This window comes from Streptomyces sp. NPDC050548 (genome assembly GCF_044457385.1).
Taxonomy (GTDB): domain Bacteria; phylum Actinomycetota; class Actinomycetes; order Streptomycetales; family Streptomycetaceae; genus Streptomyces.
Genome location: NZ_JBITGV010000024.1, coordinates 133,020 through 144,567 on the forward strand (window position 1 = coordinate 133,020; position 11,548 = coordinate 144,567).

The window sequence follows — 11,548 nt, forward strand, 5'->3', positions numbered from 1 at the left end:
AGTGTGCCACGGGCAACGGAAAATGAGCAGGCCGTTTCGGTGAACCATCGAGCCACTTACGGCGTCGTGATACCGGGAGGGACGGCCGGGGCCCACGGGGGTGGTTCCGGCCGTTTCTCCTTTACTCGTGCGGCCCCGGAAAGACGGCCTCCGCTTGATCGGATACAGTCCGCCGGGTGTCCGAAACTCAAGGCTCCGTCCCCAACTCCGCGCCGGACTCCCACTGTTCGAGCTGTGGATCGCCCTACGGAGAGGGTGTCTCCGGCTGGCCCCGCACCTGCCCGGCCTGCGGCACGGTCGCCTACCGCAACCCGCTGCCCGTCGCCGTCGCACTCCAGCCCGTGTACGACACGAAGGGCACCGCCCTGGTCGTCATCACGCGAACCGTCGCCCCCGCGCGCGGAGGCGTCGCCCTGCCGGGCGGCTACGTCGACCACCGCGAGGACTGGCGGCAGGCCCTCGTCCGCGAACTCAGGGAGGAGACCGGCATCGAGGCCGCGAGCCGCGACGTGCGACTCGTCGACGCCATCAGCTCGCCCGACGGCCATCTCCTGCTCTTCGGGGTCCTCCCCGAACGCCCGGTCGAAACCCTGCCCCAGTCCGCCGCCACCGACGAGACGGAGGGCTGGCACCTCCTGCGCAGGCCCGAGGAACTCGCCTTCCCGCTCCACTCCGTGGCCGTCAGGGCATGGTTCGAAGGCCGGTACATCTGAGGTCAGCCCTCGCCCAGCCCGCGCACCCGCACCGGGTAGGACGGCGCGCTCACGCCGTCGTCCGACTCCCGGTCCACGACCACCCGCCGGCCCTCCCAGCGGGCGACGTACCGCTCGATCTCCGGCTCGTCCCAGCCGTCGCCCGCGTCCGGCACCAACAGCCCGCCCCCGGTCCGCCCACGGGCGGGCGCCCACACCTCAAGCTCAAGGCCACCGTCCGCGCCGCGCATCGGCAGCACGGCACCCGCGCGCGCGAACACCGGAATCCGCGACAACGGGGCATCGACGAGAACCTGGGCCGGCCCCTCGTACGCCCGCTCCGTCTCCGTGTCGTACCAGCGCCCCCTCGGCAACTGCACCGCACGCCGGTCCGACCCCGGAGTGAGCACCGGCGCCACCAGGAGGCAGTCGCCCAGCAGGAACGCGTCCTCGCAGTCCCGTAGCGCACGATCCTCCGGAGCACCCCACCACAGGGGCCGCACATACGGCGCCCCGGTCCGCCGCGCCAGATGTGCCAGCGTCATGAAGTACGGCAGCAGCCGCCGTCTCTCGACGAGCGCCACGCGCGCGTGCTCCAGCACGTCGGCACCGAACGCCCAGGGCTCGCGACGCCCCGCGCGTAGACCCGCGTGCGTACGGAACAGTGGCAGATACGCGCCCAGTTGGAACCAGCGCAGATACAGCTCGGGCGACGGACTCCCGTCGAAGCCGCCCACGTCCGGACCCGAGTACGGCACCCCGCACAGCCCCAGCCCCATCACCAGCGACAGCGAGGCCCGCAGCCCCGGCCAGCCGGTGGCCACATCGCCGGACCAGGTGCCCCCGTAGGCCTGCATCCCGGCCCACCCGGAGCGTGAGAAGAGGAACGGCCGCTCCTGGGGGGCCAGTTCGCGCAACGCCTCGTAGGCCGCTCCGGCCATGCACAGCGCGTACACGTTGTGCGCCTCACGATGGTCCCCGCCCCGCCCCTCCAGGTCGTGCCGGGCCGAACGCGGCAGCGTCGACTCCCCGAAGGCGGCGAACGACGTGGGCTCGTTCATGTCGTGCCAGAAACCCGCGAACCCCTGCCCGAGCCGCTCCTGGTAGAGCGCGCCCCACCACTCCCGCACACGCGCATGCGTGAAGTCCGGGAAAACCGCCTCCCCGGGCCATACGACACCCCGCACCAACCGCCCCGACGCGTCCCGCACGAAGGCGTCCTCGGACATGCCGCTGTCGTAGACGGCGTTCCCGGGCTCGGCCTTCACCGCGGGGTCGACGATCGACACCAGGCGGATGCCGTCCCGCCGCAACTCCTCGGCGAGCACCGGCAGTTTCGGGAAGCGCTCGTGGTCGACGGTGAACACCTGGTGCTCGTCGTAGTGGTCGATGTCCAGGTGGACGGCGTCCAACGGCAGATCACGCTCCTGGTAGCCGGCGACGATCCGCCGCACCTCCTGCTCACCGCCGAAGCCCCACCGCGCGTGATGGTGTCCCAGCGCCCATGCCGGCGGCAGCGCGGGAGCACCGGTCAGCGAGACCCAGGCGTGCAGCACGCGCGCGGGAGTGCCCACGATCACCCAGCAGCGCAGCGGACCGCCGTCCATCCGCAACTCGGACGCCCCCGCCCGGTCGTGCCCGGAACCGGCACCCTCCTCGCCCTCCCGCAGCGTCACCGTGCCGTCCCAGGAGGTGTCGTGGAACACCAGATGCGTCGCCGCGTCGGCCACCACCAACTGCACCGGCATCGTGATGTACAGCGGATCGTCACCCGGCCCGAACGCACGCCCCGGGTCGGTGTTCCACAGCCGGTACGTCCCGTCGCGCAGCCGGGGGCCCGAAGCGCGCCCACCCAGCCCGAAGAACCGGGCGTCCGCGGCCACCTCCGACCGCTGCATCCAGCGAGCCGTGCCGCCGCCCACGGGCTCCCACCAGCGCGGCGGCAGATCCCGCCGCAGCGTCACACCACCGGGCGTACGCACCTCGACCGCGCCGTGCCGCGACACGGCGACCGTCACCCGCTCCGCCACGACCCGCCAGCCGCCGTCCTTGTCCGGCTCCAGGACGGCTCGGGGGTCCGGCTCGGGGAAACGCCCGGCGAGCGCGTACGAGGGCTCCGGAGAGGCCCCGTCCCAGCCCCAGAAGACCGCCCCGTTCACGGCGACGGTGATGCGAAGTTCGGAACGGCTGAACCGGACGACTCCGCCACCGGGTCCGGGCTCCGCCTCCCGCACCGGCCCGGGCACACGCGCCCGCTCGGCCCCCCGCGCGGGCAACCCGGTGGCGTCGGCACGCCTCCTGCGCCACGCGGCCCGTACGGTACGCAACCCCTGCGCCGCCCCCGTCGAACCGACCACCTTCACCGAACGCACCAGGTCACGACCATCCATGCTGCTCACCCTGCCATTACGGGTCGCGGATAACCGCTTCGTTCAACTTCCGTTCACCCGTGGTGGGACCACATCTTCACGGCGCGGACCATGTGGAGCGTGCCCTGGTGCAGAAGTCGATCACATGGCATCGTCCGTGTCAGCCGCGTCACGCGCACACCCCCGCACGTGCGCGCCCGACGCACACGACGCGCACAGTCCCGGGAGCCGCCCCATGTCGACCGAGAACCCCCTGCCGCTCTGGCAGCCAGATCCGGAACGCATCGCCCAGGCACAGGTCACCAGGTTCCAGACCTGGGCGGCCGAACACCACGGAGCCCCCGCCGACGGCGGCTACGCGGCACTGCACCGCTGGTCCGTCGACGAACTGGACACGTTCTGGCAGGCCGTCACCGAGTGGTTCGACGTCCACTTCTCGACCCCCTACGCGCGCGTGCTCGGCGACCGCTCGATGCCCGGCGCCCACTGGTTCCCCGGAGCCACCCTCAACTACGCCGAGCACGCCCTGCGCGCGAGCGCGACCCGCGCGCACGAACCGGCCCTCCTGTACGTCGACGAGACCCACGAGCCGCGCCCGGTCACCTGGGCGGAACTGCGCCGCCAGGTCGGCTCCCTGGCCGCCGAACTGCGCACCCTCGGCGTACGCCCCGGAGACCGCGTCAGCGGCTACCTCCCGAACATCCCGCAGGCCGTCGTCGCCCTCCTCGCCACAGCCGCCGTGGGCGGCGTCTGGACGTCCTGCGCCCCCGACTTCGGCGCCCGCAGCGTCCTCGACCGCTTCCAACAGGTCGAACCGGTCGTCCTGTTCACCGTCGACGGCTACCGGTACGGCGGCAAGGAGCACGACCGCCGCGACACGGTCGCCGAACTCCGCCGCGAACTGCCCACCCTCCGCGCGGTGGTGCACATTCCCCTCCTGGGCACCGCCGCCCCCGAAGGCGCTCTGGACTGGTCCTCCCTGACCTCGGCCGACGTGGACCCCGTCTTCGAAGAGGTCCCCTTCGAACACCCCCTCTGGGTGCTCTACTCCTCGGGCACGACAGGCCTCCCCAAGGCCATCGTCCAGTCCCAGGGCGGCATCCTCGTGGAACACCTCAAACAACTCGGCCTGCACTGCGACCTCGGCCCCGAGGACCGCTTCTTCTGGTACACGTCCACCGGCTGGATGATGTGGAACTTCCTCGTCTCCGGCCTCCTGACCGGCACGACGATCGTCCTCTACGACGGCAGCCCCGGGTACCCCGACACGGCCGCCCAGTGGCGCATCGCCGAACGCACCGGAGCGACCCTCTACGGCACCTCGGCCGCGTACGTCATGGCCTGCCGCAAGGCCGGCGTGCACCCCTCCCGCGACTTCGACCTCTCCCAGGTGCGGTGCGTCGCCACCACCGGATCACCCCTGCCCCCGGACGGGTTCCGCTGGCTGCACGACGAGGTCCGCGACGACCTCTGGATCGCCTCGGTCAGCGGCGGCACGGACGTCTGCTCCTGCTTCGCAGGAGCCGTACCGACCCTCCCGGTGTACATCGGCGAGCTCCAGGCCCCCGGCCTGGGCACCGACCTCCAGTCCTGGGACCCGAACGGCGACCCCCTGGTCGACGAGGTCGGCGAGTTGGTGGTCACCAACCCCATGCCGTCCATGCCGATCTACTTCTGGAACGACCCCGAAGGCACCCGCTACCACGACAGCTACTTCGACACCTACCCCGGAGTGTGGCGCCACGGCGACTGGATCACCGTCACCTCCCGGGGCTCCGTCGTCATCCACGGCCGCTCCGACTCCACACTCAACCGCCAAGGCGTGCGCATGGGTTCGGCCGACATCTACGAAGCGGTCGAACGGCTCCCGGAGATCAGGGAATCCCTCGTCATCGGTATCGAACAGCCCGACGGCGGCTACTGGATGCCACTCTTCGTGCACCTCACCCCCGGAGCCGTCCTGGACGACGCCCTCCTGGGCCGCATCAAGCAGACGATCCGCGAACAACTCTCCCCACGCCATGTCCCCGACGAGGTCATCGAGGTCCCCGGAGTCCCCCACACCCTCACCGGGAAGCGCATCGAGGTACCCGTCAAACGCCTCCTCCAGGGCACCCCGTTGGAGAAGGCGGTCAACCCGGGCTCCATCGACAACCTCGGCCTGCTGAGCTTCTACGAGGACCTCGCCCGCAAACGCGCCTGATCACCCTCCCGTAGAGGCCGATCACCCTCCATAGGTGGCCTCGGACTCGCCCTCGCCGAGCACCGCGGTGAAGTCCGAGGCCAGCCGCACCGCGTCGGCCGGTTCGAGGTCGGCGACGGAGATCCGTACCCCCGGCTCGGACGCCAGCCGGAACCGCGCCCCCGCGGCGACCCACCAGCCGTACGACCGCAGCCCGTTGACCACGGCGGACTCGTCGCGCACCGGCACCCAGAGATTCATCCCGCTCGCCCCGTGCGACGTGATCCCCCGTCCGCTCAGCTCCTCGCGGAGGGTCTCCCGGCGCAGTGCGTAGGCCTCTTGAGCACGCGTGACCAACGCGCGCGTGCCGTCGTCGGTCATCAGCCCGTGGACGGTCTCCTGGAGGAGATGACTGACCCAGCCGGACGTCAGCAGCATCCGCCCGTCGTGCCGAGCCAGCGTGGTCCGGTCGCAGGCCGCCGCGGCCCACCGCAGGTCGGTGCCGAGGAACTTGCTCACCGTCCGCACATGCACCCAGCGCGGCAACCCACCGGAAGCCAGCGACCACAGGGGAGCGCCCGCCACGGCGGACGCGTGATCGTTCTCCACGACGAGGACCTCGGGCCCCTCCCGGAGCACCTCGACAAGGGCGTCACGGCGCGCGGCCGAGAAGCTGCCGCCGTACGGATTCTGCGCCCGGGGACTGCACACCACGGCACGCACGCCCGCCCGCAGTGCCACACACAGCGCATCGGGACGCAGCCCCTCGTCGTCCACGGCGACCGGCACGCTCCGCAGCCCCAACGCCGTGACCAGATCCAGCAGATGGTGATACCCGGGATCCTCCATGGCCACCGCGTCCCCGGGCCGCAGCTCCACCGACAGCAACCGCCCGATCAGATCCAGCGCCCCGTGCGCGAAGGTCACCTGCTCCACAGGCACACCGTCGCGTCCCAGCCAGTCCCGTACGGCCTCCTCCAACCGCGCAAGCCGAGGCGTCGACCGGTGCGAGCGCGCACCCGGGGACAGCCGCGAGGGCGGCACCAACGCGGGCAGGAAGAGCGGGTCGGGGTGCCCGCCGGCCAGATCCCGCAACCCCTCCGGGACCCGCGGCGGCCGTCGGGACGCCACCGAGGGGGCCTGTGCCACCACGGTCCCGCCCCGCCCGCGCGTGACGACGATGCCCCGCTGCCGCAACTCCTTGTACGCGGTGGCGACCGTGCCCGGACTCACCCCGAGCTCGTCCGCGAGCCGCCGTACCGGAGGCAGCGCGGCGTCAGGCCCCAGCAAACCCTCGGCCACGGACCGCTCGACGGACGCGGCAATCCCCTTGGCCGTCGTACCACTGATCCCATATTGTATTGCCACGTCATCAACTATGTATCAATACATAATGCGATGCAAGGGGGAGCAGTGAGCACGACCCGTCGCACAGCCGCACGGCCGAAACGCATACCCGGAGGACGCGACGGTCGCAGAATGCTCGCGATCGCCCTCGTCGACCGCACCGGCAGCGGCCTGTGGGCCTCCGTGTCCGTCCTGTACTTCACCTACGTCTCACATCTCTCTGTCGCCCAGGTCGGCACCCTCGCCGCGATCGCCGGAGCCATTGGCATCGCCGGCGCACCCCTGGGCGGTCGCCTCGCCGACCGCTTCCCGCTCACCCGCGTCCTCACCGCCCTCCAACTCCTGCGCGCCCTCGCCTCCTTCGCCCTGCTCACCACGGACAACTACGTCCTCCTGATCGCCTTCTCGGCCGCCGGCGGCTTCGGCGACCGCGCCGCCAACGTGCTCACCAAGCTCTACGCCACCCGCGTGGCCGGACCGGACCGCATCCACTACCAGGCCATCAGCCGAACCGTCGCCAACGCGGGCTGGGCCCTGGGCGGTCTCGCCGCAGCGGGCGCACTCGCCCTCGGCACAACCGCCGCCTACCACTGGCTCCTTCTCGGCGACGCCCTCTCCTTCGTCGCCGTCGCGACGCTCACCGTGCGCTGCGGCGAACCCCCGTCACCACAGCGCGTCATAGCGACATCGAAGGACGCACCACCCGCGAGCAAGCCCCCGAACCCCTGGCGCGACCGCACCTACCTCGCCTACGTCGCGACCGAGACCGTCCTCTTCCTCGACGACGCCGTCTTCAAGGTGGGCCTGCCGTTGTGGATCGCGCACGCCGGCGACGCGCCGCACGGCCTGGCACCCCTGCTGATGGTCCTCAACAACGTGATGGTCGTGGCCCTCCAAGTCCCTCTGGCCCGCTACGGCACCACGACGACAGCCGCCCGCAACCTGCTGATTCCGCTCTCCGCAGCCTTCGCCCTGGGCGGGACCACCCTCGCCCTCTCGGCCACCGGGGGAGCCGTCACCGCGACCGTGCTCCTCACCGCCTCTGCGGCCGCCTTCACCATGGCGGAGATGCTGCACGCCACCGTCTCGTGGGAACTCTCCGTCGCCCTCGCACCCGGCACCGCGCAAGGCGCCTACCTCGGCGTCCACGGACTCGCCCAGTCGATCCAGCGCAGCATCGGCCCACTGGCGGTCACCGCGGCCATCGCCACCGGCCCCCTCGGCTGGACCGCCTTCGGCGCTGTCATCGCTCTGACCTGCGGAATTCAGCACCGACTGGTCCGCCGACCACTGGCTCGGACCTCGTTGTCAGTGGCGCCGGTTACTGTGAGTGAGCATTGATCGACAGCACACAGGGGGAAACATGGCGCACACCGACCACCAGACCATGCGACGCGTTCTGCGCCGCGAAATCGCGGGCACCATCGGCCTGTTGACCGACGAGCAGGACTTCCGCGCCATGCGGCGCTACCGCAGCTTCACCTTCGACGACCACACCGCCTACCTCCAACAAGTGGAGGCACTCCTCAGGAGCCGAGCCTCCCAGGGCAGCCACACCACCGTGGCCCTCTTCGACCCCCAGGAATACGCCGAGTTCTGCGCCGAAAGCGGCCTGGACCCCGACAACCCGTCGAGCCGCACCCGCTTCACCGCCGAACTCGCCACCACCGGCCCCACCCTGCCCTACGAGGGCCAACCGCTCGCCGACCTCCTACCGGCCCTCGTCGATGAGGCCGTCCGCCAGGCGACCTGGGAGTACGTCACCACGCTCCTGGCCCGCCTCGGCACCTGCGCCACCTGCGGCGAGGACATCGGCCGCGCGGCCTTCACCCGAGCCTCCGGCCTCCTCGTCCGCATCCTCGACACGGCCCGCCCCGGAAACCGACATCTGGTCTGCAGCGTCTCGGGAACACCGGAAACCATCGTCGCCGCCCTCCATGCCGACCAGGACGAGGACGGAGCCACCCACCTGGACGACGTCGAAGCCCTCGAATTCACCAGCATCCTCGCCCTCGGCATCGCCACCCGGAGCCCCGGCGGCCTGGTCATGCGCACCACCAGCCCCGACACCACCGACTGCATCTACGGCTGGCGCCTGCGCGGCGACGGTCTGGAACCCCTGACCGCCGGCGAGGTCTTCGACGCCTACTGCACCGACGTCGAATCCGGAGATCTGATCTCGCCCGAATCGGGCGTCGACTACTGCGTGCCGCCCGACCTCGGCGACCTGGAACAGCCCCCGGGAGGACACCACCACTGAACACACCAGGGGCGCCCCACCCGGTGGTGAGGCGCCCCTGAACCAGAGCCGACGGACGGCTTCCTGCCCGACTACTCGCCGGACAGCACCGCCTGAGCCGCCTGACGTGCCTCCTCGGCACTGTCCGCGGCCCGGGCCGCGAGCGCGGCCCGCTCGCACTGGGCCAGCGTGTACTTCGCCAGCGTCGACCGCACATACGGAATCGAAGCCGCACCCATGGAAAGGGAGGTGACTCCAAGACCGGTCAGCACACAAGCCAGCAGCGGGTCGGACGCGGCCTCGCCACAGACACCACAGCTCTTGCCCTCGGCCTTCGCCCCCTCGGCGGACATCGCCACCAGGTCGAGCAGCGCGGGCTGCCACGGATCCTGCAGACGGGACACCGCACCCACCTGACGGTCGGCGGCGAACGTGTACTGCGCGAGGTCGTTGGTCCCCAGCGACAGGAACTCGACCTCCTGCAGAATCGAGCGCGCACGCAGTGCGGCCGACGGAATCTCCACCATCGCGCCGAACTTCGCCCGAAGGCCCGCCTCCCGGCACGCGTCCGCGAACGCCTTGGCGTCCGCACGGTCCGCGACCATCGGGGCCATGACCTCAAGGTAGACAGGCAGTCCCTCGGCGGCCTTCGCGAGCGCGGTCAGCTGAGTCCGCAGCACGTCGGGGTGGTCGAGCAACGAACGAAGCCCGCGCACGCCAAGGGCCGGGTTCGGCTCGTCGGCGGGCGTCAGGAAGTCCAGCGGCTTGTCCGCGCCGGCGTCCAGCACCCGCACGACGACACGCCCCTCGGGGAACGCCTCAAGCACCTGCCGGTAGGCCTCGACCTGCTTCTCCTCGGACGGCGCGTTCTTGCTGTCGTCCAGGAAAAGGAACTCGGTACGGAAGAGCCCCACACCCTCGGCCCCCGCCTCCAGGGCGGCCGGCACATCAACGGGACCGCCCACGTTGGCGAGCAACGGCACCTTGTGCCCGTCGGAGGTGGCACCCGGCCCTGTCGAAGAGGAGAGAGCGGCCTTGCGCGCGGCAGCCGCGGCCTCCAGCTCGGCCTTCTTCTCATCACTCGGGTTCACGAAGATCTCGCCGGTGCTGCCGTCCACGGCGACAACCGTCCCCTCGGCCAACTCACCGGCCCCCGGCAGCGCCACCACAGCGGGCACACCGAGCGCCCGCGCCAGGATCGCGCTGTGACTGGTCGGCCCGCCCTCCTCGGTGACGAAACCGAGCACGAGGGCCGGGTCCAGCAGCGCCGTATCGGCAGGCGCAAGATCACGAGCGATCAGGACGTACGGCTCGTCGCTGTCCGGAACACCCGGCATCGGCACCCCGAGCAACCGGGCGACGATACGGTTCCGCACATCATCGAGGTCGGCCACCCGACCGGCCAGATAGTCACCGGCACCGGCCAGCAGGGCTCGGTAGGCGGCGAAGGCGTCGTACACGGCACGCTCTGCCGTGCTGCCGACGGAGATACGGCGATCCACGTCCGTCATCAACTCGGGGTCCTGGGCCATCATGGCCTGGGCCTCAAGTACCGCCTGGGCTTCGCCCCCCGCCAGATTGCCGCGTGCCATCAGGTCGGCCGCCACAGCGTCCACGGCCTGGCGGGCGCGCCCCTGTTCACGCTCCGCGTCCTCCACCGGAATCTGCTTGGCAGGCGGTTCCAGAACCGCCGTCCCCATGTGCCGAACCTCGCCGATCGCCACACCGTGGCTCACACCGACGCCTCGCAGCGTTGTCTCCATCTCACCCGTCTCCGATAGTGCGGCGGGTCCCGCCGCCGCGGTTGTTGTCCTGCACACCGTCATTACGACTGCACTGACGTCACTCCCAGGAGAAGAGCCTGTCGCCGGCCTTCACATCGCCGTCCTCGCGGAGTTCGGAGAGGGACTCGGCAGCAGCCTCAAGGGCCACGATTGGGCACACCGGGGACTTGCCGGCGGCCTCGACGGCGGCCGGGTTCCAGCGCACGACACTCTGCCCCCGGGTCACGGTGTCGCCCTTGCTGACGAGCAGTTCGAAACCCTCGCCATTGAGCTGCACGGTGTCGATACCGAGATGGGTCAGAACACCATGCCCTTCGCTGTCCACGACGACGAAGGCGTGAGGGTGGAGGGAGACGATGACCCCGTCCACGGGGGAGACGGCCTCGGAAGGCTCACGTACGGGGTCGATGGCGGTGCCGGGGCCGACCATGGCCCCGGAGAAGACGGGATCCGGCACCTCGGTCAGTCCGATGGCGCGTCCTGCGAGCGGGGACGTCACGCTGGTCATGGGAAGCCTCCCAGGGGTGGAAATGTGATGGGGCCGTCACTACCTGTCCCGGACGGCACACTGAGCAGCAGGGTATGTCATATGTAGTACCGGTTCCGCCCGAGAGGTCTGGATTAGTGGTCTAGACCACACCTCTAATCGATTTGCACCTGCTCTACGGCCGCATGTACAGTCGTACTCCTGCTTGAGGTCGAGCGACGCGACCAAACGTCTTTGCTTGGCCTGGCAGCACCCAACTTGTCAGATCCTATCCCGGGGTCACCTTCTGCATGCCTGCAGGACGGTGGTCAAGGGGCCGGAAAAACACTGATAGAGTTTGGAACACCGAAGGGAAGCCCGGAGGAAAGCCCGAGAGGGTGAGTACAAAGGAAGCGTCCGTTCCTTGAGAACTCAACAGCGTGCCAAAAATCAACGCCAGATATGTTGA

9 protein-coding genes are annotated in these 11,548 nt (G+C 70.4%); 4 read left to right on the forward strand and 5 right to left on the reverse strand.

Features of this window, described 5'->3' with window-relative positions:
* The first annotated feature begins 176 nt into the window (after nucleotides 1–176).
* Nucleotides 177–713: an NUDIX domain-containing protein gene (locus ACIBJH_RS42810; protein WP_399122363.1), complete on the forward strand. Its 537-nt coding sequence runs from the start codon at nucleotides 177–179 to the stop codon at nucleotides 711–713.
* 2 nt (nucleotides 714–715) lie between these two features.
* Here ACIBJH_RS42810 and ACIBJH_RS42815 read toward each other — a convergent pair whose 3' ends face one another.
* Nucleotides 716–3,082 (reverse strand): TIM-barrel domain-containing protein, encoded by a 2,367-nt coding sequence (locus ACIBJH_RS42815; protein ID WP_399122364.1) that lies wholly within the window; start codon nucleotides 3,080–3,082, stop codon nucleotides 716–718.
* A 214-nt stretch (nucleotides 3,083–3,296) separates the two neighbouring features.
* Here ACIBJH_RS42815 and ACIBJH_RS42820 point away from each other — a divergent pair, with 214 nt between their 5' ends.
* Nucleotides 3,297–5,264 (forward strand): acetoacetate--CoA ligase, encoded by a 1,968-nt coding sequence (locus ACIBJH_RS42820; protein WP_399122365.1) that lies wholly within the window; start codon nucleotides 3,297–3,299, stop codon nucleotides 5,262–5,264.
* Between the two features lie 21 nt (nucleotides 5,265–5,285).
* Here the strand turns inward: ACIBJH_RS42820 and ACIBJH_RS42825 are convergent, their stop codons facing one another.
* The gene (locus ACIBJH_RS42825; RefSeq protein ID WP_399122366.1) at nucleotides 5,286–6,611 is read right to left on the reverse strand and encodes an aminotransferase class I/II-fold pyridoxal phosphate-dependent enzyme; all 1,326 of its coding nucleotides are present in this window, start codon (nucleotides 6,609–6,611) and stop codon (nucleotides 5,286–5,288) included.
* 111 nt (nucleotides 6,612–6,722) lie between these two features.
* Between ACIBJH_RS42825 and ACIBJH_RS42830 the strand changes: the two genes are divergently transcribed.
* Both ACIBJH_RS42830 and ACIBJH_RS42835 read left to right on the forward strand, forming a co-directional pair.
* Nucleotides 6,723–7,931, forward strand: a complete 1,209-nt coding sequence (locus tag ACIBJH_RS42830; protein WP_399122368.1) for an MFS transporter — start codon at nucleotides 6,723–6,725, stop codon at nucleotides 7,929–7,931.
* Between the two features lie 22 nt (nucleotides 7,932–7,953).
* On the forward strand, nucleotides 7,954–8,850 hold the full coding sequence (locus ACIBJH_RS42835) for a hypothetical protein (RefSeq protein ID WP_399122369.1): 897 nt from the start codon (nucleotides 7,954–7,956) through the stop codon (nucleotides 8,848–8,850).
* Nucleotides 8,851–8,921: 71 nt separating this feature from the next.
* Here the strand turns inward: ACIBJH_RS42835 and ptsP are convergent, their stop codons facing one another.
* The 3 genes from ptsP to ACIBJH_RS42850 form a co-directional block, all read right to left on the reverse strand.
* Nucleotides 8,922–10,592: a phosphoenolpyruvate--protein phosphotransferase gene (ptsP, locus tag ACIBJH_RS42840; RefSeq protein WP_399122370.1), complete on the reverse strand. Its 1,671-nt coding sequence runs from the start codon at nucleotides 10,590–10,592 to the stop codon at nucleotides 8,922–8,924.
* A gap of 79 nt (nucleotides 10,593–10,671) precedes the next feature.
* Nucleotides 10,672–11,121 (reverse strand): PTS glucose transporter subunit IIA, encoded by a 450-nt coding sequence (locus ACIBJH_RS42845; protein WP_200715884.1) that lies wholly within the window; start codon nucleotides 11,119–11,121, stop codon nucleotides 10,672–10,674.
* Nucleotides 11,122–11,368: 247 nt separating this feature from the next.
* Nucleotides 11,369–11,548, reverse strand: a 180-nt coding sequence (locus ACIBJH_RS42850) for a hypothetical protein (RefSeq protein ID WP_399122371.1), incomplete at its 5' end; no start/stop codon positions are given.